Origin of the sequence: Fusobacterium perfoetens, assembly GCF_021531595.1 — a bacterium.
GTDB lineage: Bacteria > Fusobacteriota > Fusobacteriia > Fusobacteriales > Fusobacteriaceae > Fusobacterium_B.
The window spans coordinates 61,031-83,190 of sequence record NZ_JADYUD010000005.1 but is presented as its reverse complement, the minus strand read 5'-3'; the positions used below and the strand labels follow the sequence as shown (position 1 = coordinate 83,190).

The 22,160-nt window shown below is 29.9% G+C and carries 22 protein-coding genes and 1 riboswitch; of the genes, 9 read left to right on the top strand and 13 right to left on the bottom strand.

Translation table 11 applies throughout. The features are described 5' to 3' along the window. Window positions 1–74 precede the first annotated feature (74 nt). The 10 genes from yajC to I6E17_RS04090 all read right to left on the bottom strand — a co-directional run bounded on the left by yajC (window position 75) and on the right by I6E17_RS04090 (window position 9,535). Window positions 75–344 (bottom strand): preprotein translocase subunit YajC, encoded by a 270-nt coding sequence (yajC, locus tag I6E17_RS04135; protein WP_176829185.1) that lies wholly within the window; start codon window positions 342–344, stop codon window positions 75–77. A 95-nt stretch (window positions 345–439) separates the two neighbouring features. Further along, a complete protein-coding gene (gene dnaJ / locus I6E17_RS04130; protein WP_176829186.1) occupies window positions 440–1,603 on the bottom strand; it encodes a molecular chaperone DnaJ in 1,164 nt (387 codons plus the stop codon). 23 nt (window positions 1,604–1,626) lie between these two features. Then, entirely contained in the window at window positions 1,627–2,505 is an 879-nt protein-coding gene (locus tag I6E17_RS04125) for an aldose 1-epimerase family protein (RefSeq protein ID WP_235235771.1), read from the bottom strand. A 12-nt stretch (window positions 2,506–2,517) separates the two neighbouring features. Next, a complete protein-coding gene (locus I6E17_RS04120) occupies window positions 2,518–2,988 on the bottom strand; it encodes a methylated-DNA--[protein]-cysteine S-methyltransferase (protein WP_176829188.1) in 471 nt (156 codons plus the stop codon). An 85-nt stretch (window positions 2,989–3,073) separates the two neighbouring features. Continuing rightward, complete coding sequence (dnaK, locus tag I6E17_RS04115; protein WP_176829189.1) at window positions 3,074–4,897, bottom strand: molecular chaperone DnaK; 1,824 nt, start codon at window positions 4,895–4,897, stop codon at window positions 3,074–3,076. A 78-nt stretch (window positions 4,898–4,975) separates the two neighbouring features. After that, a complete protein-coding gene (gene grpE, locus I6E17_RS04110; RefSeq protein WP_235235770.1) occupies window positions 4,976–5,545 on the bottom strand; it encodes a nucleotide exchange factor GrpE in 570 nt (189 codons plus the stop codon). An 11-nt stretch (window positions 5,546–5,556) separates the two neighbouring features. Further along, window positions 5,557–6,588 (bottom strand): heat-inducible transcriptional repressor HrcA, encoded by a 1,032-nt coding sequence (gene hrcA / locus I6E17_RS04105; protein WP_176829191.1) that lies wholly within the window; start codon window positions 6,586–6,588, stop codon window positions 5,557–5,559. Between the two features lie 304 nt (window positions 6,589–6,892). Beyond that, window positions 6,893–7,684 carry a hypothetical protein gene (locus I6E17_RS04100; RefSeq protein ID WP_235235769.1) on the bottom strand — a complete coding sequence of 264 codons (792 nt, stop codon included), beginning with the start codon at window positions 7,682–7,684 and terminating at the stop codon, window positions 6,893–6,895. A gap of 20 nt (window positions 7,685–7,704) precedes the next feature. After that, window positions 7,705–8,502, bottom strand: coding sequence for a hypothetical protein (locus I6E17_RS04095; protein ID WP_176829193.1), 798 nt, complete (start codon window positions 8,500–8,502; stop codon window positions 7,705–7,707). A 97-nt stretch (window positions 8,503–8,599) separates the two neighbouring features. Then, window positions 8,600–9,535, bottom strand: coding sequence for an SPFH domain-containing protein (locus I6E17_RS04090; protein ID WP_419180975.1), 936 nt, complete (start codon window positions 9,533–9,535; stop codon window positions 8,600–8,602). Window positions 9,536–9,812: 277 nt separating this feature from the next. Between I6E17_RS04090 and I6E17_RS04085 the strand changes: the two genes are divergently transcribed. The 7 genes from I6E17_RS04085 to thiE all read left to right on the top strand — a co-directional run bounded on the left by I6E17_RS04085 (window position 9,813) and on the right by thiE (window position 15,457). Next, a complete protein-coding gene (locus I6E17_RS04085) occupies window positions 9,813–10,388 on the top strand; it encodes a TetR/AcrR family transcriptional regulator (protein ID WP_176829195.1) in 576 nt (191 codons plus the stop codon). 52 nt (window positions 10,389–10,440) lie between these two features. Continuing rightward, entirely contained in the window at window positions 10,441–11,793 is a 1,353-nt protein-coding gene (locus I6E17_RS04080; RefSeq protein ID WP_235235768.1) for an OmpP1/FadL family transporter, read from the top strand. A 76-nt stretch (window positions 11,794–11,869) separates the two neighbouring features. Continuing rightward, a riboswitch (TPP riboswitch) is annotated at window positions 11,870–11,972 on the top strand. A gap of 101 nt (window positions 11,973–12,073) precedes the next feature. Next, window positions 12,074–12,286: a sulfur carrier protein ThiS gene (gene thiS / locus I6E17_RS04075; protein ID WP_235235767.1), complete on the top strand. Its 213-nt coding sequence runs from the start codon at window positions 12,074–12,076 to the stop codon at window positions 12,284–12,286. 115 nt (window positions 12,287–12,401) lie between these two features. Beyond that, on the top strand, window positions 12,402–13,178 hold the full coding sequence (locus tag I6E17_RS04070; protein WP_176829198.1) for a thiazole synthase: 777 nt from the start codon (window positions 12,402–12,404) through the stop codon (window positions 13,176–13,178). Further along, window positions 13,178–14,284, top strand: a complete 1,107-nt coding sequence (gene thiH / locus I6E17_RS04065; RefSeq protein ID WP_176829199.1) for a 2-iminoacetate synthase ThiH — start codon at window positions 13,178–13,180, stop codon at window positions 14,282–14,284. Before I6E17_RS04070 ends, thiH begins: the two co-directional genes overlap by 1 nt. A 10-nt stretch (window positions 14,285–14,294) precedes the next feature. After that, complete coding sequence (thiF, locus tag I6E17_RS04060) at window positions 14,295–14,831, top strand: sulfur carrier protein ThiS adenylyltransferase ThiF (protein ID WP_235235766.1); 537 nt, start codon at window positions 14,295–14,297, stop codon at window positions 14,829–14,831. Next, window positions 14,828–15,457: a thiamine phosphate synthase gene (thiE, locus tag I6E17_RS04055; protein WP_235235763.1), complete on the top strand. Its 630-nt coding sequence runs from the start codon at window positions 14,828–14,830 to the stop codon at window positions 15,455–15,457. The genes thiF and thiE overlap by 4 nt, the downstream gene beginning before the upstream one ends. An 80-nt stretch (window positions 15,458–15,537) precedes the next feature. On the opposite strand, the gene I6E17_RS04050 is transcribed toward thiE, so the two are convergent. From I6E17_RS04050 to I6E17_RS04040, 3 genes are all read right to left on the bottom strand, one after another. After that, window positions 15,538–16,218: a TIGR02206 family membrane protein gene (locus tag I6E17_RS04050; protein WP_235235762.1), complete on the bottom strand. Its 681-nt coding sequence runs from the start codon at window positions 16,216–16,218 to the stop codon at window positions 15,538–15,540. A gap of 17 nt (window positions 16,219–16,235) precedes the next feature. Then, entirely contained in the window at window positions 16,236–16,844 is a 609-nt protein-coding gene (locus tag I6E17_RS04045; RefSeq protein WP_235235759.1) for a viroplasmin family protein, read from the bottom strand. Between the two features lie 113 nt (window positions 16,845–16,957). Continuing rightward, entirely contained in the window at window positions 16,958–17,773 is an 816-nt protein-coding gene (locus I6E17_RS04040) for a MerR family transcriptional regulator (RefSeq protein ID WP_235235757.1), read from the bottom strand. A 108-nt stretch (window positions 17,774–17,881) separates the two neighbouring features. On the opposite strand from I6E17_RS04040, the gene I6E17_RS04035 reads away from it, so the two are divergent. Both I6E17_RS04035 and I6E17_RS04030 read left to right on the top strand, forming a co-directional pair. After that, window positions 17,882–19,246, top strand: a complete 1,365-nt coding sequence (locus I6E17_RS04035; RefSeq protein WP_235235756.1) for an MATE family efflux transporter — start codon at window positions 17,882–17,884, stop codon at window positions 19,244–19,246. A gap of 289 nt (window positions 19,247–19,535) precedes the next feature. Continuing rightward, window positions 19,536–22,151, top strand: coding sequence for a cation-translocating P-type ATPase (locus tag I6E17_RS04030; protein ID WP_235235754.1), 2,616 nt, complete (start codon window positions 19,536–19,538; stop codon window positions 22,149–22,151). The last annotated feature ends 9 nt before the right edge of the window (window positions 22,152–22,160 follow it).

Here is a 22,160-nt window from a genome sequence, read left to right as displayed (position 1 = left end):
CATTCCATAAATTACAAAAAAGAGGACAACATCAAATAAAATATTCAAGCTGTCCTCTTTAATTTTTTATTTAACTATTTTAAAACTACTGCTACTGCTGATTTTCTTATAGTAAGGTTAACACCTTTATCTACTCTTATTTGAATAAAATCATCTTCAACTGATGATACAGTTCCTTTTATTCCTCCAATAGTAACTATTTCATTTCCTTCTTTAATAGAATCAAGCATTTCTTTTTGTTTCTTTTGTTTCTTTTTGTTAGGTAATATCATAAAGAAATAGATAATTGCAATCCATACAGCAATCATTATGAAAGTACCATATTTTGCTAATATTTCATTCATACTTTTAGTTTCCTCCTAGAAATTTTTGTGCTTTATCAACCTAAAGTATACCACAGACAAAGCTATTTTTCAATAATTGATTGATTTCCCTTATTTTATCCTCTAAAGAAATCTTTGAATCTGTCTATAAAGCTTTTATTCATTTTATAATTTTTATCTTTTAAACTTTCATCAAATTTTTTCAATAATTCTTGTTGATCTTCATTAAGATTTGTAGGAACTTCTATTATAATTTTTACAAGTTGATCTCCAGGGGCATAACCTCTTGGATTATTTATTCCTTCACCTTTTAATCTGAAAACTTTTCCATTTTGAGTTCCTGCAGGAATTTTTATGCTTTTCTTTCCTTTTAATGTAGGAATATCAACTTCTCCTCCAAGAGCAGCTTTTGCAAAAGTAATAGGTATTTCACAGATTATATCATCTCCATGTCTTACAAAGAAATCATGTTCTTTAACATGAATGAAAATATATAAGTCCCCGTTTGGTCCTCCTTCTCTGCTTGCATCTCCCATTCCTGTAAGTCTTAATCTTTGTCCATCTTCTATTCCTACTGGAATTTTAACTGTTTTCTTTACAGTTTCTCTCTCAAGACCTGTTCCATTACAACTTTTACATTTTTTCTCAGGAATTTTTCCTTTACCTTTACACTTATCACATTCTTCTACACTTTGGAAATCTCCGAAAATAGTTCTTTGATTTACTTTTACTCTTCCTGTTCCGTTACATTTATCACAAGTTTTCATGTTGCTTCCAGGTTCTGCACCTGTTCCATTACATGTTTTACATTTTGCTTGTCTTCTATAGTTTATCTCTTTTTCAACACCTTTTGCTACATCTTCAAGAGTTAAAGTTACATCAACTCTTAAATCTGCTCCAGGTTCAGGTCCTCTTCTTCTTGAACCTCCTCCTCCAAAAGGACTTCCTCCACCGAAGAACGAAGAGAATATATCTTCAGCATTTCCGAAACCTTCAAATCCGCCAAAGCCACCGAATCCTCCAGCTCCTCCGCCTCCATTTTCAAATGCAGCATGTCCAAATCTGTCATATTTAGATCTCTTATCAGGATCAGAAAGAACCTGATATGCTTCGTTTACTTCTTTAAACTTTTCTTCAGCCTCTTTTTTCTCTTTTTCGCTGGCATTGCTGTATTTATCAGGGTGATATTTCATAGCAAGTTTTCTATAAGCTTTTTTAATATCATTTTCACTGGCTGTTTTCTCTACCCCTAAAAGATCATAATAATCTTTTTTGCTCATTTTCATTTCCTCCAAACTAAATTTTAAACCTCAAAAATAGTGATTTCTATGGCTCTTTTATATATTTCTTTTCCTTTTATTTTTTCAATTCCTGTTTTTTCTTCAAGTTTTCCAGAACAATCATCAAAATCAGAAATTCCATTCCAAGATTCAAAACATACATATTCTGCTCCAGGAATATTCCAGAAAGCTATATATCTGAATCCATCATATTCAAATCCTATTTTTCTGTTATTTTTCGTATTCTTTAAGTATACTGTTTTTGAGTTTGTTTTTTCAAATATTAATGCATCATTTATAAATCTTTCTTTACTTAGATTCATTATCTTGCCATTAAATATATTTTCTGTCTTTCCTGATGCAATAAGAGCTCCATTTAAAACTTTTGCATCTCCTTTTTCATCTTTTTCAAATTCAATATAATAATCTGAATAATCAAGTCCATCTTTTAAAGGTGTTGAAAATGCAGGATGTGCTCCAAGAGAAAAATACATTTCTTCTTCTCCTAAATTTTCCACTCTATATTCTATTCTTAATTTTCTTCCTTCTAAAACATATTTCATGAAAAAATTAAATTCAAAAGGATAAAGTTTTTTAGTGTTTTCGTTTGAACTAAATACAAATTCTATAAAGTTTTCTCCTTCATCTGACACCTTATGTTCATAGTCTCTAGCAAAACCATGTTTAAAAGGAAATTCATAAGTTTTATCTCTATATGAATATCTGCTGTCTTTTAATCCTCCTACAAAAGGAAATAATACAGGAGAAGATTTTGCCCAGAATTTAGGATCTTTCTGCCACATATATTCTTCATTTGTTTTTAAATCTTTTATACTTGTAAGTTCTGAACCGAAACTATTTATTTTAACTTCTAAAAAATCATTCTTTAATGTATGTTCCATTAATTTTCTCCCTTATATGTTATTTTTTTCCAGTTCAAGCAGATATTCTTTTGTTTTTATTCCTCCACAGGAACTGAAGCCGTTCATTGTACCTTTTTTCCCTATCACTCTATGACATGGAATTATTATAAGTATTGGATTATCTCCATTTGCCTGCCCAACTGCTCTTGCTGCTTTTGGATTTCCTATTCTCTTAGCTTGCTCACCATAAGAAATTGTTTCTCCATATGGAATTTTTAAAAGTTCATTCCATACTTTTTTTCTGAAATCACTTCCTTGAAGATCAAGCTTTAAATCAAAAGTTTTTCTTTTTCCTTCAAAATATTCTTGAAGCTGTTTTTGGCATTTCTCTGTTTCAGGACTTTTTATTATAAAAATTTCAGGCTTTTTATCTGTAAGAGTTACAGAGCTTATTCCATCTCTTTCTTCTTTTATGATAAAGTATCCTAAATCTTTATGTTCAAGATAATCTATACCTTTCATAATCCCTCCAAATATTTCCGTATATAAAGTAAATTGGGAATAGAGAACCCTCTATTCCCAACTAAATCTTATAACTTAACTGTTATTAGTCTACTATTTCAGCGTCCTCTATATCATCATCTTTTTTAGCATTGTTTGCTCCTGCTTGACCTGCTGCACCAGCTTGTTGTTTTGCCTGAGCTTCTTTGTAAACTTCTTCAGCTAGTTTTTGTGCTACTTTTGATAATTTTTCTATTGCTGCTTCAATTGCTGCTTTATCTTCTTTATCTTTAACTTGTTTTAATTCTTCAAGTGCTGCTTCAATTGCTTTCTTTTCTTCTTCTGTTACTTTTCCAGAGTGATCTTTTAAAGTATTTTCAGTAGAAGCTATTAACATGTCAGCTTTGTTTCTTGTTTCTATTAATTCTTTGAATTTTTTATCTTCAGCTTCATTAGCTTCAGCATCTTTTTTCATTCTTTCAATTTCTTCAGCAGATAAGTTAGTTGAACCTGAAATTGTTACTGTATTTTCTTTACCAGTTCCTAAATCTTTTGCTGATACATGAACTATACCATTTGCATCAATGTCAAATGTAACTTCAATTTGAGGGATTCCTCTTGGTGCTGCTGGAATTCCTTCAAGGTTAAATTCTCCTAATTTATGGTTATCAGCTGCTTTTGCTCTTTCACCTTGTAATACATTGATTGTAACTGCAGGCTGATTGTCTACAGCTGTTGAGAATACTTGAGATTTTTTAACTGGGATAGTTGTATTCTTTTCAATAATTCTTGTGCAAACTCCTCCAAGAGTTTCAATTCCTAATGATAATGGTGTTACATCAAGAAGTAATACATCTTTAACATCTCCCATTAAAACTCCACCTTGAATTGCTGCTCCTGCTGCAACAACTTCGTCAGGGTTAATTCCTTTATTTGGTTTTTTACCGAAGTAAGATTCTACCCATTCTTGAACTGAAAGCATTCTTGTTGATCCTCCAACTAATAATACTTCGTCAATGTCAGATGGTGATAATCCTGCATCAGAAAGAGCTGTTCTTGTTGGTCCTTGAGTTGCTTCAACAAGATCTCTTGTTAAGTCATTAAATTTTGCTCTTGTTAATTTCATTTCTAAGTGTTTTGGTCCTGTTGCATCCATTGTAATGAATGGTAATGAAATTTGAGCTTCCATCATTGTTGATAATTCTTTTTTAGCTTTTTCAGCTGCATCTTTTAATCTTTGGTAAGCCATTTTATCATTTGATAAGTCAATTCCTTGTTCTTTTTTGAACTCAGTTACTAACCAGTCAATTATTTTTGCGTCAAAGTCGTCTCCACCTAAGTGGTTGTTTCCTGCTGTAGCAAGTACTTCAATAACTCCGTCTGCTATTTCAAGAATAGATACATCAAATGTACCTCCTCCTAAGTCAAATACAAGAACTTTTTCATCTTTGTTTTTGTCAAGTCCATAAGCAAGAGCTGCTGCTGTTGGTTCGTTTATAATTCTTTTTACTTCAAGACCAGCAATTGCTCCAGCATCTTTAGTAGCTTGTCTTTGAGCATCTGTAAAGTAAGCTGGTACTGTGATAACTGCTTCTTTAACTTCTTCTCCTAAATATGCTTCAGCATCTTTTTTTAATTTTTTAAGAATCATTGCTGATATTTCTTGAGGAGTGTAATCTTTTCCATTGATATGTACTTTGTAATCAGAACCCATATGAGTTTTAATTGATAGTACTGTAGAAGTAGGATTTGTTATTGCTTGTCTTTTTGCAATTTCCCCTACAATAATTTCTCCGTTATCTTTTATATTTACAACTGATGGAGTAGTTCTTGCACCTTCAGCATTTGTTATAATGCTTGCAGAACCTCCTTCCATTACTGCCACACAAGAGTTTGTTGTTCCTAAGTCAATTCCTATAATTTTTGCCATTTTAATCTAGCCTCCTAATGTATCCTTAAAATTAATATTTTACATTTTTAATTATTGTTTTTAAATATATTTTTTAAACTATTTCTTACAAACTTTAACCATTGAAGGTCTTATAACTTTACCCTTCATCTTGTAACCTTTTTGAAGTTCCATAATGATTTTGTTGTCATCATGTTCAGGACTGTTTTCAACCATAACAGCCATATGTTCATGAGGATCAAATTCAACATTTTCTGTATTTATTTCCTCAACACCTTCTGACTTCATAATATCTTTTAAATTTCCAAGAATAATTTCAACACCTTTTACAAGTCCATCAAAGTCTTTTGTTTGAGCTGCTGAATTTATTGCTCTTTCAAGATTATCTATTCCATCAAGAAGTCTTGTTACTATTTTTTCTGCAGCATATTTTCTAAGCTCTTCCATTTCTCTTTCTTTTCTTTTTGTAAAGTTTTGGAAGTCAGCCTGCTTTCTCATATATGATTGTTTCCAGTCATCAAGCTCAGCTTTAAGCTTTTCTATTTCTGCATTTTGTTTTGTCTCCTCTGCTTGTTTATCATTTGTTTCATCAGTAATTTCTGCTTCAGGAGTCTCCATAGTTTCCTTTTCAATTTCCTCGTTTAATAATTCTTTATCTTGTGCTGACATTTTTCAACTCCTTATCTTTTTTTATTTTTATTATTTGATAATAGCTTTTCGCTGTTTACTACTTTTTCTACCTCACTGCTTACATATTGAATAAGTCCCATTGTCTTTGAATAAGGCATTCTCTTAGGACCTATTACTCCAATTACACCTTTTGCATCTCCTTGCTTATATACTGAATATACAAAACTGTAATCCTCAAGTCCTTTAATAGGAAGTTCATCACCTAGGATTACATTTACCTCTCCGTCTTCTGTGTGTCTTGAATTTACCATTTCTTCAAAAATTTCTTTTACATCTTTTTTCTTATTAAAAAGTTCAAGAACATCTAAAACATCACTGACATTTTTATCTTTAAAAATACTTGATGAATTATCTACGAAAAGTCTTCCTTCTATATCCTGATATATTTCTTTTTCAAGATCTGCATACTTTTGATAATTTGTTTTTATGAATTCCTCAATTTCATAGCTTTTTATACTATTAGTCTTGATTTTTTCATTTAAAGTTTGAGATAATTTTTTTAATTCATCTTTTGTGATACTTTCTTCAAGCTTTATTTTTTTAGTTACTACACTTAAATCTTCTGTAACTATTATTGCCAAAATAATATAATCATCTATATGAACAAGCTCTATTTTTTTTATTCTTTCTTTTCTATAGTCAGGCTCTATAACTATTGAAGCATAAGATGTAAGCCTTGAAAGAAGAGAAGATGTCTGTTGAAGTATGTTATCAAGTTCATTTACTTTCTTTTCATACTCTATATTTATTCTATTTTTTTCTTCTCTTGAAAGTTTTTCAATTTTTAATAGCTCACTTAGATAATATTTATATCCAAGATCTGTAGGAATCCTTCCTGAAGATGAGTGTGTCTTTTCTATAAAACCTCTGTCTTCAAGGTCTGACATTACATTTCTTATTGTTGCTGAAGATAAATCAATATTATATCTTTTTACTAGAGTTCTGGAACCTATTGTCTCTCCAAATCTCAGATAAAAATCTATTATGGCATTTAAAACTAATTTTTCTCTGTCTGTCAACATACCACCTCATCCTCCTGTTAGCACTCATTTATTAAGACTGCTAACCACATACATAATTTACTATACTTTTATTTTTTTGTCAATATTTTTTTAGCCACATTTATATCTACCTGCTAAAATCAACTTATAACTTATTATTTTTTCAATTTATAAAACAGTAGCCACCAGCTAAAAATTTTTTCAAAAAAACAAAAAAGGCTGTTACATTTTCTAATTTATAAAAATAAAATTTTAGAATATTAAAAATATTTTTATATATTTGCAACAACCTCTTATATTTCTATTTCTCAAAGAAAAATAATAATTAACTATGATATTCAAGTATATAAATTATGTCCTGCTCTGTGTCTGCAAAGGCTATAGCAGTTCCTCCCCAGCATGTAAATCTAAACCCTTCTGCTGCACACACTGCCATATCAGGAGAAAGTCTGTATCTATTTTCTAAATTATATTTTATATTTAGAAAAAATTCCTCAATGCAGTAAGATATATCTTCAATAGAAAGAAGAATGTCACTTTCATCATGTCCATAATTTTCTGTAAGCTCATTTATATGACAAAATTTTCCTGTTTTTTCAAAATAATATTTTGTAAATTCATAACAATAAAAAGCCTCTGCAAAATACTGTGGATCTTGCTCTTTAGTAAATCTTGCAGTATTTTTTATAGTCTCTTTATTTTTTGTATAATACTCTTTATAGCCTACTTTGTTTTCAAAATAAATTTCTTTATTTTTAGAAAAATCTTTTTTTAAAACAGAATAAAGTTCTGTAAAATTTGAATTTCCAAAAGTTTCTGTTTTTCCTAAAAAATGATATTTACCTTCTGAATATTTAAATCCCCAAAAATGTCTCTCAGAATTTAAAAATACTTCTTCAGGAAATATTCCATCTGTTGAAAGAAGGTGAATTATATATTCTTTGCCTAAAATGTGTTTTTTCACACTTAAAAGAGGCTTAAAATAGCATTCAAGACTTGGATCATGAAAAACTTGAGCTGCAGGGGGAAACAAAGTTATACCATTAAATTTTTCTTCATCTGATTTTTTTATTATATTCTTTTTCATTTCTTTCTTTTCTGATTTTGTTAAATTCATAAATCACACCCCGTATTTACCTAATTTTCAGCACCAAGCAATCTTTTTAAACCTGCTTTAGGAAGGCTCATTATTTCAAGTCCTTTAGTAACTCCATACATTAAAATTTTTGTTCCATATCCTACATTTTCAGATGCTGTCACTTCTTTACCTTCATACAGTTTTCCATTTTCATTAGTATAGTATCTCACTTTTGACTTTGTATATCCTTCAAGATGTTTTTCAAGAAATAACGGACTGTTTACAGAAATAATATCCAATTCCATATCTCTTATCTTTTCATCAAAATAATTTTCACGGCAGTACTTAAGTTTTACATAATGAAGAGCATCCATTACATAATAATTTTCATTTTCATTTGCTATTATATGAAGCTTTTTATCCTGAAGATTCCATATAATTTCTCCAAGAGTAACAGCTTCATCACTGTATTTTCTAATATCTGAATATCCATCTTCTTTTATAAATTTTTTATAAAAATCATTTGTCATTTTTTCATAACTTTCAAAATTATAAATTATAAATATCTTATTTTTTCCCTGAACAGCCCTTTCATCATAAAAATAAAGTATTTGCTCTTTATCATCAAGAATAAGTTCTCTTGGTATTCTTAATTTTTTTGCAATAAGTTCCTTTTCAGAAATATCAGAAATATTTCTATCAGGTTCATTACTTGTTATCATAAAACCTACAAGAATTTCTCCATTTTTTACATAAGGAGCATAAATTCCCTGTGTCTTTCTAGGTTTTTCAATTATGGTGCTTGTACAGCCACAAATTATAAATGTGAATATAAAAAATAAAAAGATTTTTTTCATTGCTTTTTCTCCTAAAGTTTAAGTAAGTGTTTCCTAAATATTTCCAGTAAAATTATTTCTACAAAACTAAAAATTCAAGCAAGATTTTTTTATTTTTCTATTTATTAACTTCTTCCTTTTTTAGCATTTCTCCAAAAACTGATGTGAAAGAAGCAAGATTTTGAAGTTCTGAAGGTATTATAATCTTAGTTGACTGACCATCTGCCACTTTTTCAAATGTTTCCATTCCTTTAAGAGCAAGAACTTCTTTAGTTGCTCCTGCTTCATTTAAAGCAACAATAGCTGCTGCTTTCGCTTTTTGAATAGAAAGTATTGCTGCTGCCTGTCCTTCTGCCTCTTTTTCAAGACTTTGTTTTTTAGCCTCAGCTCTTAAAATAGCTGCTTCTTTTTCTGCTTCGGCTCTTAAAATTTGAGATGTTTTTTCTCCCTCTGCCACAAGTATTGCTGCTTCTTTCTGTCCTTCTGCTCTTCTTATTGCTTCTCTTTTTTCTCTTTCAGCTTTCATCTGTTTTTCCATAGCATCTTGAATTTCTCTTGGAGGAATTATGTTTTTAAGCTCTATCCTGTTTATTTTTATTCCCCAAGGATCTGTTGCTTCATCAAGAACTGCCCTCATTTTTGTATTGATTGTATCTCTTGAAGTAAGAGTTGTATCAAGTTCCATTTCTCCTATAATATTTCTAAGAGTTGTAGCTGTAAGGTTTTCAATAGCACTCATTGGATGCTCTACTCCATAAGTATAAAGCTTAGGATCTGTTATTTGAAAATATACAACAGAATCTATCTGCATTGTAACATTATCTTTTGTAATTACAGGCTGAGGTGGAAAATCTATAACCTGTTCTTTAAGAGAAACTATTTTTACAATTCTATCAACAAAAGGCATTAAAATATTAAGCCCTACTTGCCATGTTGTAAGATATCCTCCAAGTCTTTCTATAACATATGCTTTAGACTGAGATACTATTCTTACATGAAGTGCAAGAAGAACTATTATTAAAAATATAAATATAAAAATAAATAAAATGCTCACTTTTTTCCTCCTTGTAATACTTTTTTCTTTTAGAATATTATACTATAATTCTCTTTTCATTTATATCTTTTAATTTATTTTTTCTTTTTTTACAAAAATTTTATAATAATGTTATGAAATATTTTAAAACAGTGTTATGAAATAATTTTTTATATACTTCTATATTGTTTGAATTTACTATTGATTTAAAACTTTTTTTACGATATAATAACTTTTGTAATTGTTATAAAATAATAAAAAAATATCATTACTTTGTTATGAAATTTATGGAGGAGGAATGGCAAGAAATTTAAATTTTTCTAAAGAAGAAATTTTAAATGTTACCTATAAAATTCTTATTCAGGACGGAATGAAGAGCATTACTGCAAGAAATATTGCAAAAGAACTTGGATCTTCAACTATATCTATTTATTCTAATTTTGGTTCTATGACAAATTTAAAAAATGAACTTTCAAGAATGGCTAAAAATAAACTTCTTGATATTACAAAAATAGAATATACCGATCAAGGGCTTTTAAATATTGGAATAGGAATATGTATATTTGCCAAAAAAGAAAAAGCTCTCTTCAGATCTATTTTTTTAAGAGAAGATCTTTCAAAAGATTTTATAGATGAAATAATAACAGACTTAAAAAATCTTATTATTGCAAGTTTCAGAGCAGATGAAAGATATAAACATCTTCCTGATAAAGCTATTGAATGGATGCTTAAAAAAGGTTGGTGGTTTGTTCATGGTTATGCTTCTTTAATCTGTTCAGGTTTCTATAATCCTTCTGATGAGGATATAGAAAAAGAATTAAGAGATATGGGATCTGTTATCGTTCACTCATGTATAGACAGAAATATTTCTTAATTTAATTTTAGGCTATGTTATTTAATTTAAACTTTAATATATAGGGGGACTAATGAAAAAATCTTTAATAATTTTATCACTTTTAGCTTCTGCAAGTGCTTTTGCAGGAAGTATTGACTATCTTGCGCAACAGGATGCAGAATATTTTGCACACCCTGCTATGATAGGTAAAGTTGGAGTATCAGGGGCATACTATAACCCTGCTGGAACTGCTTTCCTTGAGGATGGGCTTTATATTCAGCTAAACTCACAAACTTTATTTAAAAATTATGAAATGCAGACAGAAATTAACAAAAAATTAAATCACGAAAGTGACCATCCATCTGCTTTTGTTCCAAGTTTACAAATGGTAAAAAAAGAAGGAGACAGATCATATTTCTTACATGCAGGAGCTGCTGCAGGTGGAGGAACAGTAAAATATAAAAACGGAATCTCTGCTTTTGAAGTAATTGGACAAGAAATAGAAAATGGATTAATTGAAAAAGGATTAGTTGGAAGTAAAGTTGAATATTTAAACGGTTCTACTGTTAATGGTTCATCTTATTATATTAATACAACTTTTGGAATGGCTCAAAAAATCACTCCTAAATTTAGTGTCGCTGGTGGATTAAGATTTATGTATGCAATGAGAGAACTTAATGGTAAAGCTAATTATGAATTAACTACACCTAATTTTACTGGAAATAATAATTTAGGTAGTGCTCTTTCTGGAGATGTAAAAGTAGATATAGATTCTGAGAGAACTGGTTGGGGAGTTGGAGGAGTATTTGGTTTCCACTATCAACCTACAGAAAAATTAAATATTGGTTTTAAATATGAAACAGAGGTTGAATTAAATTTAGATGCAGATGGAAAAGTTGATACTACTTCTTCTCACCCTGCTTTTGATACAGGAAAAGGAGGGATTGTTGATAATATTGATGGGAATTTAGAAGCTCACCCTGTTATTGCTGAATGGCTTGAAGATGACAGAAGAAATCTTCCTGCTATGATGGCTCTTGGAATTTCTTATGAACTTACAGACAGAATCACACTTCTTACATCTGGAAACTATTACTTTATAAAAGATGCAAACAGAAATGGATGTTATGAAAACTATGACAATGGATATGAAATTTCTGTTGGAGTTGACTATAAATTAAATGATAAATGGACTTTAATGGCAGGATACCAATACACTGATACTGGAGCAAATGAAAGAACATATAAAGATACTGACTTTGCCCTTGATGCAGATATGTATGGACTTGGAGTTAAATATACTCCTGATGAAACAAAAGAATTTATAGTTTCTTATGCTTATGTTGACTACAAAAATGGAACTGCTAAAAATGGTGATATAGAAACTACAACATTTAAAAAAGAAGTAGATGCAATAGGACTTTCAGCTATATTTAAATTCTAATTCTTTTTCAAAAATATAATTCTATTGACAACCTAAAAATATAATTATATAATTTTAAATGGAAAAAATAATAAATACATGTTACTAGGGGAGCCTTAACCGGCTGAGAGGAGATTCGTTCTCGACTCTTATTACCTGAACTGGATAGTGCCAGCGGAGGGAAGTATTAAAACTACTTTACTTTTATAGTATGGCAGATTTTAAGCTCTAACTTCGGTTAGAGCTTTTTTTATACCTTCGTCATTGTATTTTATTATAAAAAAATTTTTAAGGAGGTAAAATGGAAATCATACTAAATGGTAAAAAGATTCCTCTTGAAAAAGAGATGACTGTGGCTGAATTTATTCAGAATCTAGGAAAAGAAAAAAATATGAACCTTTCAGGTGCTGTTGTTCTTATAGATGATAATGTAATAAAAAAAGCCGACTGGGATAAATCCTTTGTAAAAGCTGGAGCTGCTGTTGAAGTTCTTGCATTTGTATCTGGTGGATAATATATAATAAAAATAAAATTTTATTTTTATTTAATTACTTTTACCCACTTAATTAAAATGCAGAATAACTTCAATAACAAAACAAAAAATAGAAAATTGGATTCGGAGGAATAAAATGGATAAATTAGTTTTAAAAGGACATGAATTTGAAAGCAGACTGCTTACAGGAACTGGTAAGTTTTCTGATAAAAATCTTATTGCCCCTATGCTTGAGGCAAGTAAATCAAACATAATCACTATGGCACTTAGAAGAATAAATTTTGAAAATCCAAAAGAAAATATTCTTAACTATATACCAAAACATATAACTTTACTTCCAAATACTTCAGGAGCAAGAAATGCAGAAGAAGCTGTTAAAATTGCAAGAATTGCAAGAGAAGCAGGATGTGGAGATTTTATAAAAATTGAAATTATAAACGATATGAAATATTTAATGCCTGATAATGAAGAAACTGTAAAAGCTACAAAAATCCTTGCTGATGAAGGATTTATAGTCCTTCCTTACATTATGCCTGACCTTATCACAGCAAAAAAACTTGAAGAAGCTGGAGCTGCTGCTGTAATGCCTCTTGGAGCACCAATAGGATCAAATAAAGGGCTTCTTACAAAACCATTAATAGAAATGCTTAATGATAACAAAAGACTTCCAATTATTGTTGATGCAGGAATAGGAGCTCCTTCACAAGCTGCTGAAGCTATGGAAATGGGAGTTGACGCTGTTCTTGTTAATACTGCAATTTCAACTGCAGAAGATCCTGTTATGATGGGAAAAGCGTTTGCTATGGCTGTTGAAGCTGGAAGAATGGCTTACCTTGCTAAACTTGCAAAAACTTCTAAATATGCAAATGCATCTTCACCTCTTACAGACTTCTTATTCAGAGGTGACAAATAATGGGATTTTATGATGTCATTACACAGTGGAAAGATTTTGACTTTGAAAGATATTTTGCAGAAGTTACTGATGACGATGTTCTTAACAGTATCTATAAAGAAAAACTTACTGAGTATGATTTATTAAATCTTCTTTCTCCAAAAGCAAAGAATCATCTTGAAAGAATGGCAAGAAGAGCTCAGGAAATTAAAACACAACATTTTGGTAATGTTATTTCTCTTTATATGCCTATATATATTTCAAACTTCTGTACAAATAACTGTGCTTACTGTGGATTCTCAAAGAAAAACCATATTGTAAGAAAACACCAAAATCTTGAAGAAATTGAAGAAGAAGCAAAGGAAATTGCAAAACAAGGTGTTGAACATATTCTTATGCTTACAGGAGAAGCACATGGACTTGTTACTTTAGAATATTTAAAAGATGCTGTAAAAGTTCTTAAAAAATATTTTAACTCTGTCTCAATAGAAGTTATGCCTCTTGAAGAATGGGAATACAAAGAATTAGCTGATATTGGTGTAGATGGACTTACTGTTTATCAAGAAACTTATGATGAAGAAATTTATGATAAAGTTCACTTATCAGGTAAGAAAAAAGATTATCATTTCCGTCTTAACACTCCTGAAAGAGGAGCTAAGGCAGGACTTAGAACAATAGGAATAGGACCTCTTTTTGGACTTAGTGAAATTAAAAAAGAAGCTTTCTTTGCTGGACTTCATTTAAAATATTTAACAGATAAATATTTAAATTCATCTTTTGCTATTTCACTTCCAAGAATTAACCCTGCAGAAGGAGGATTCCAACCTGATCATCCATTGGACGATATCACTTTCGTTCAGTTTATGACTGCATTCAGACTTTTCCAAGTAAAAGCTGATATAAATATTTCTACAAGAGAAATTGCAAGTTTCAGAGATCACTTAATGCATATGGGAATTACAAAAATGTCTGTAGGTTCAAAAACAGATGTTGGAGGATATACTGAACATGATCCGTCTACATGCCAATTTGAAATAAGTGACAACAGAAGTGCTGAAGAAACTATTCAAGCTATAAGAGACAACGGATTCCAGCCTATATATAAAGACTGGCAGCAAATTAAATAAGGAGAAAATTATGAAAATAGGAATTGCAGGCTGCGGAGGAATAGGTTCAAATGTTGCCTGCCATCTTGTAAGAGCAGGAGTTGACCATTTAAAATTTGGAGATTTTGATAAAATTGAAAAATCTAATTTAAACCGTCAGTTTTTCTTTAAAAATCAGATAGGACTTTATAAAAGTAAAACTCTTGCTGAAAATCTTTCTGCTATAAACCCAGAAGGAGAATTTCAATGGGAAATTATAAAGTTTGACAGAACAAACATTAAAGATTTTTTTGCTGAATGTGATATTGTCGTTGAGGCTTTTGACAAAAAAGAAAATAAAGCTATGCTTATAGAAGAACTTCTTCCTATGGGAAAAATTATTGTTTCTGCCTCTGGAATAGGGCATTGGGACACTAACAAAGTAAGTATAAAAAAAATCGGAAAAAATCTTACTGTTATAGGAGATTTTGAAAAAGATACTGATGATTATAAAACTTATTCTCACAAAGTGGGAATGATTGCTGCTATAATGGCAGGAACAGTTCTTGAAAAAGGAGGATATTTATGAGAGAAAGAATAATTATTCCTCAAGGAATTTATGGAATAACAGGAGATAATTTTGCCCATGGAAAAAGCAATCTTGAATGTGTAAAAGCTATGATTGAAGGTGGAATAAAAATTATCCAATACAGAGATAAAACTAAATCAATTAAAGAAAAAGTTAAAGAAGCAAGAGAAATAAGAGAGTTATGCAGAGAACATGGTGTTGTTTTCATTGTAAATGACCATGTTGATATTGCTATTCTTGTTGATGCTGACGGAGTCCATATTGGTCAAGATGATATGGATCCAAGTGATGTAAGAAAACTTATAGGAGACAATAAGATAATTGGACTTTCAACTCACTCTGAAGAGCAAGGAATGAAAGCATATCTTAATCCTGATGTTGATTACATTGGAGTTGGACCTATTTTCCCAACAACTACAAAAGATACTGCTCCTGTTGGTCTTGGATATTTAGAATATGCAGTTAAAAATCTTCACCTTCCTTTTACAGCCATTGGAGGAATAAAAGAACATAACCTGCATGAAATAATTTCAAGAGGAGCAAAAAATGTCTGTCTTGTAAGTGATATTGTAGGAGCTGACGATATTGCTGAAAAAGTAAGACAACTTCAAAAACTTATAAAATAAAAAATTATAATAAAATTTTTGCCGTTAATCCCTTACCTATATAAAAGCCAGACTAAGCATTTTAGTCTGGCTCTTTATTATTATATATTTGTATATTTAAAATGTCTCTTTCTAAAAGGAAGATAACATAAAAGTCCTAAAACAACATAGATTATTTCTACTATTATTATGTAGTGAGGCCACGGACCAAAATAATCAAGTGGTGACTGAAAAGCAGGCTTATAATTTATATACATATAATTTGTTCCTAGAATTTCATTTATTTTAAATACAATTCCTGCAAAAATATTTATCCACACAAAAGAAGCAAAAAATCCTTTAAGTGTAGGTCTGTATCCTGAATAAACCATTTGATATACTACTGCAAAAAGTATAAAAAAGTGAGTAACAAAAAAACTTATTCCCACAAAATTAGGAAAACCTACCCTTGAATCAGGGAAAAGAATAGCTGCCACAGCTCCTATTGACCAATAATAAATTATCTGAAAAACATTCTTTGAAGGAAAAATCATTGTTATTACAGCTAAAATCAATGTCACATTACAAAGATGAATAGGTATAAGCTGCTGTATTGTTTCTCCGTACACTCCATTTCTTATTACCAGTTCTGCTGTTTTCATTATGACAATAAAACATGAAATCACTGTTGCAAAACTCTTTTTTGAAAAAAACTGAGACACAAAAAGAATAATCAAATAAAAAAGAAGATACCCTCCTATGCTCAGAATATGTTCTGTTGAAAAAAGACCAAAATGACTCATTCTGTTCCTCCTGTATTTTATTTATGAAACCCTAAATCTGCTGGATTATAATCTCCTGATATATGGGTAATTGTTCCTCCTATACTTTCAAAAAACTCCCTTTTCTTTTTTACTTTTAATGCAAGTTCATAAGTTTTTGGAGTTACATTATCTTTCTTTATAAATCCCTTTGACCAATAATCTATCACAAGGGAACTGTCTCCATATATATTAAACATTCCTTCTTTAACTGCTATTTCTATTGCAAAATTTATTCCTGCAAGTTCTCCCATATTATTTGTTGAACCTAGAGGCATAAGAAAATTTCCAAATTCATTTATTCTATTTTCAGGAAGATATCTATTAAGAATAGAATTTCCATCTTTAAAAGTTACTCTTACTTCAACTCCTATCCCTCTTCCTGTTCCTGCATCAAAATATATTCCTTCTGGAAGTTCTTTTTTTATATCTTCTTTCTTTATGTATTCAGCTCCAGCTTCAAGCCATTTTTCAGCTTCATCTCTCGTTTTAAAAGATTTATAACGAGCTTTGTTTCCTTGAACAATCTCTTTACATTTATCCCAATTGTCGCATATACCTTTAATTTCTGAAGAAATAATATAATATGCATAATATTTTTTTGCCATAATACCTCCATTATAATAAAGATTATAACTTGGAATTCTATATTTTTCAAGAACTATATATTTATGCTTTCATTTTCTTTGAACATATAAAAAATATGCTCATTAAAAATTCTTTATTTATATGAAATAGGAATTTGTATTTCCATATAACTTCCTGCCCCTTTTCCTAAAAATATAATTGCATCTGAAGATATCTCTCTGGAATCTCCACTTATTTTATAGCCTTTTTCTTCTATAAAGTCTATCAACTTACGATAAGTATATTTTATATTATCATATATATCCACATGTTTCATTGAAACAAAAGTTCCTCCTTCAATAATTTTCACATTTGGATAGTCAAAGTCCAAAGGAATTATTGCTCCAATATAATTTATCATTAAATCACTTTTGTAATTTATATTTTCTTTAAAAATGGAAGAAAAAAACTTCATAGTTTCAAAAGGTAAATCTTTTACAATATTATTAAGTTTTTTAGCAGCAATTTCATATTCAAAAATATCATAAGGATATTTCACTTCAACAGGAATTATTTTTATTTTTTCTAATTCTTTTATTATAGGAACAGGATTTTCACTTTCAATAATTTTATTAAGTTCATATATTTTTTTCTCAATAGCTTCTTTTGATTTTAAAAGTTCTGAAATTTTTCCTTCTATATCTAAAATTTTTTCTTTTAAAAAAGAAAGGCTCTCTTCAGGATTTCTACTTTTAAAATATTCTTTTATATTATTAAGTGAAAATCCTGAATTTTTTAAAGAAATAATAAAATTAAGTCCTGAAAATTGATCTCTTGAATAATATCTATACCCATTTTCATTATCAATGAAAGCTGGCTTAAAAATATCTATTTTATCATAATATATAAGAGTCTGCCTTGAAATATTAAAAAATTCTGCAATTTCACTTATTGTATAAAATTTTTTCATAAAAATTCTCTCCTAAAAAATTAAAAATTTTTATTGACTATATAGTATACTATATAGTTTATAATGACAATAGTCAAAAAATTTATATTTATTTTATAGAGGTAAAAAATGAAAAAAGTCAGTCTTGAAAATGGAAGTGTGAAAAAACTGTTCTTCAGTTTTGCTATTCCAAGTATTATTGGTATGCTTATTGTATCTATGCAGATGATGATAGATGGATTTTTTATTGCTAACACTGTAGGAGCACAAGGTCTTGCTGCAATAAATCTTTCTATCCCTGTTGTAAACTTTGTAATGAGTACTGCAATGATGATTTCTGCAGGAGGAGGGGTTTACTGCTCCATCGCTCTTGGAAATAACCAAAAAAGAAAAGCTAATGAAATATTTTCTTTTACATTTGCAACTTATATTACAATCTTAGGAAGTCTTGCTCTTATAGGAATTATCTTTATTGATGAAATTATAAATATTCTGGGAGCAACTCCATCTTTGGCACTTATGGTAAAACCATATCTTTTAACTATGCTTACTCTAAATATTTTTTATAATTTTCCTATTTTTACAGAAACATTTATAAAAATAGCAAACAAGCCTCAATTTGTTTTTGTAAGCTGTTTCACTTGTTTTACTGGAAATGTGATAGGAGATTATATCTTTATTGTTAAACTTGGAATGGGAGTTTTCGGTGCAGCTCTTGCAACTTGTTTAGCTGATGGAATTGCAGGGCTTATTCTTATGAGACAATATATAAAATCAAGAAGTGCAGTTTCTCTTGTAAAACCAAAAGGAGATAGAAACCTTTTAGGAAAAATTTTATACAATGGAAGTTCTGAAATGCTTACTGTTGTCTCAAGTGCTGTTGCAACTTTTATTTTCAACCTTATTTTAATGAAAAGAATTGGAGAAATAGGTGTTTCTGCACTTACTATTGTTTTTTATGTAAACTCTGTTGTTAATATTTGCCTTTATGGACTTTCTCAGGCTCTTCAGCCTATAGTTTCATATAATCTTGGAGCAAAAAGAATTGATAAAATAAAAGAAGTTCTAAGAACTGCTTTTATAACAGGAGCTGGAATAGGAATTTTCTTTTTTGTTATTATGAAATTAAAAAGCTCTTTTATTGTAGATATGTTTTCCAAGGGGAATAAAGAACTTGAACTTCTTACAAAAGAAGTTTTAAATATTGTTGTATTTCAATATCTTTTTTCTTTTGTAAATATAACTGCAAGTTCATTTCTTACTGCTATAGAAAAGCCTCTTGAATCAGGTGTAGTTGCTTTTGCAAGATCTCTTGTTTTTACAGCAGGATTTCTTCTTACTCTTCCTCTTATTTTAGGAAACACAGGTTTATGGCTTGCTCTTCCTGTAGGAGAATTTTTCTGTATGACAGTAAGTATCCCTCTTATGATTTTTTCTTACAAAAAAATAAAAACTAAAATTATGAAAAGCATTGACAAATCAGCTAAAATATAATACTATAAATTAAATATCAAAGGGGAGTAGTTGATAATCACAGTGTCAACAATCACGGTTAATCTTTAGGGTTAATCTGGTACTGTGAACCTAGTTTCACTTAGTAGGTAACGAGACTTTTAATATAATTTTTTGGTGTGCCCAGAAAATTATATTGGGAGTCTTTTTTTTCTATGTAAAAACAAATTAAGAAATTTTATTTATTAGGTTTATTAAATTTCTTGATTTACTTATCTATATTAAATTAGCAAAAAAATAATTTTTAAAAATTTTATAAAAGGAGTAATGTATGAAAAAGTATTTTTTTAAATCAACGGAAGAAGTCTTAAAAGAATTTTCTGTTACTGAAAAAGGTCTTACTAAAGAAAAAGCTGAACTTTCTAGAAATCTTTATGGTGTTAATGAACTTCAAGAACACGAAAAAGAAAAAGCATGGGTTATTTTTCTTTCACAATTTAAAGACTTTCTTGTAATAATCCTTATCATAGCAGGTATTATTTCTATGATGACTGGAAATATTGAAAGTACTGTTGTTATTTTTGCTGTTATTATTATGAATGCAATTTTAGGAACTGTTCAACATTTAAAAGCAGAGTCATCTCTTGAAAGTCTTAGAAACATGGCATCTCCAAAAGCAAAAGTAGTAAGAGATGGAATAAAAATAGAAATACCTTCAAAAGATGTTGTTGCTGGAGATATTGTTTATCTTGAAGCTGGAGATATTGTTCCTGCTGATGGAAGAGTCCTTGAGAGTTTCTCTCTTATGGTAAATGAAAGTTCTCTTACAGGAGAATCTGAAAGTGTTGATAAATTTTCAGAAGCTATAGCTGAAGAAAATATTCCTCTTGGTGATCAAAGAAATATGGTATTCTCAGGAAGCCTTGTTACATATGGAAGAGGGGTTGTTATTATAACAGCTGTAGGTATGAAAACAGAGCTTGGAAAAATTGCAAGTCTTATGAAAGAAACTAAAGATAAAGCTACACCTCTTCAAGTTTCACTTGATAATTTTGGTAAAAAGCTTTCTATATCTATTCTTGTTCTTTGTGGTGTAGTTTTTGCAATAAACCTTTATCATGGAGTAAATCTTCTTGAATCACTTCTGTTTGCTGTTGCTCTTGCTGTTGCAGCGATTCCTGAAGCTCTTGGTTCAATAGTTACTATAGTTCTTGCAATAGGAACTCAAAAAATGTCAAAAGAAAATGCTATTATTAAAAAACTTAAAGCTGTTGAGGGGCTTGGTTCAATATCTGTAATCTGTTCAGATAAAACAGGTACTCTTACTCAAAATAAAATGACTTCAAAGAAAATCTATGTAAATGATAACCTTGTTAATGCAGAAGATATTAATATAAATGATAAATATCAAAGAATGCTTCTTGATTTTGGTGCTTTATGCAGTGATGCTGTTAGTGAAGGAGGAAAAGAGATAGGAGATCCTACTGAAGTTGCTCTTACAAATCTTGTAAGAAAATTTGGTTTAAGTGAGCTTGACATCAGAAAAGAATATCCAAGACTTTCTGAAATTCCTTTTGATTCTGATAGAAAACTTATGAGTACTCTTCATAAAATTGACGGTAAATTCTACATGGTAACAAAAGGAGCTCTTGATATCCTTCTTAGAAGAACAAAATATATCTATGACTCTAATGGAATAAGACCTGTTACAGATGAAGATATTGTTAAAATTGAAAATACAAACTATGAACTTTCAAGCAATGGTTTAAGAGTTCTTGCATTTACATTCAGAAACTTTTCTCTTGAAAAAGAACTTACAAAAGAAGATGAAAATGATTATGTTTTCCTTGGACTTATCAGTATGATTGATCCTCCTAGAGAAGAATCAAAAGAAGCCGTTAAAAATTGTCTGAAAGCAGGTATAAAACCTGTTATGATAACAGGAGACCACAAAGTTACTGCTGTTGCAATAGCTAAGGAAATAGGAATATTTAAAGAGGGAGATGAGGCTCTTAACGGAATTGAATTAAGTTCTATGACTGAGGAAGAACTTCATGAAAGAATTGAAAAAATTTCTGTTTATGCAAGAGTTTCTCCTGAAGATAAAATAAGAATCGTTTCTGCATGGCAAGCAAGAGGAAAAATTTGTGCTATGACAGGAGATGGAGTAAACGATGCTCCTGCTCTTAAAAAAGCTGACATTGGTATTGCTATGGGAATTACAGGAACTGAAGTTTCAAAAGATGCTGCTTCTATGATTCTTGCTGACGATAACTTTGCTACAATAGTAAAAGCTGTGGCAACAGGAAGAAATATTTATGCTAATATAAAAAATTCTATAAGATTCCTTCTTTCTGGAAATATGGCTGGAATTCTTTCTGTTTTCTATGCTTCAATAGCTGGACTTGCAATGCCTTTTGCACCTGTTCATCTTTTATTTATAAATCTTGTTACAGACAGTCTTCCTGCTATTGCTATTGGAATGGAGCCTGGAAAAGATAATGTTCTTGAAGAAAAACCAAGAGATATAAATGAACCTATCCTTGATAAAAATCTTTCTGTTAAAATTATGCTTGAAGGATTCCTTATAGCTGTATTTACTATGACTGGATATTATATTGGTCTTAAATCAGGAGGAGCAGGAGTTGGAAGCACAATGGCATTTGCTATACTTTGCCTTGCTAGATTATTCCATGGCTTCAACTGCAGAGGAAAAAATAGTATAATAAAATTAGGACTTATGTCAAATATTTATTCAGTTCTTGCATTTTTAGTAGGCACTTTCCTATTAAATGTGATATTATTTAATCACAGCATTGGAAATCTTTTTGAAGTTGCTGAACTTACTGGAAAACAATTTATGTATATCTATATCCTTGCATTTATACCTACTATAGTAGTTCAGATATGCAGATTCATAAAATATGATTTAAAAGAAAAAAACTAAGACTATGAA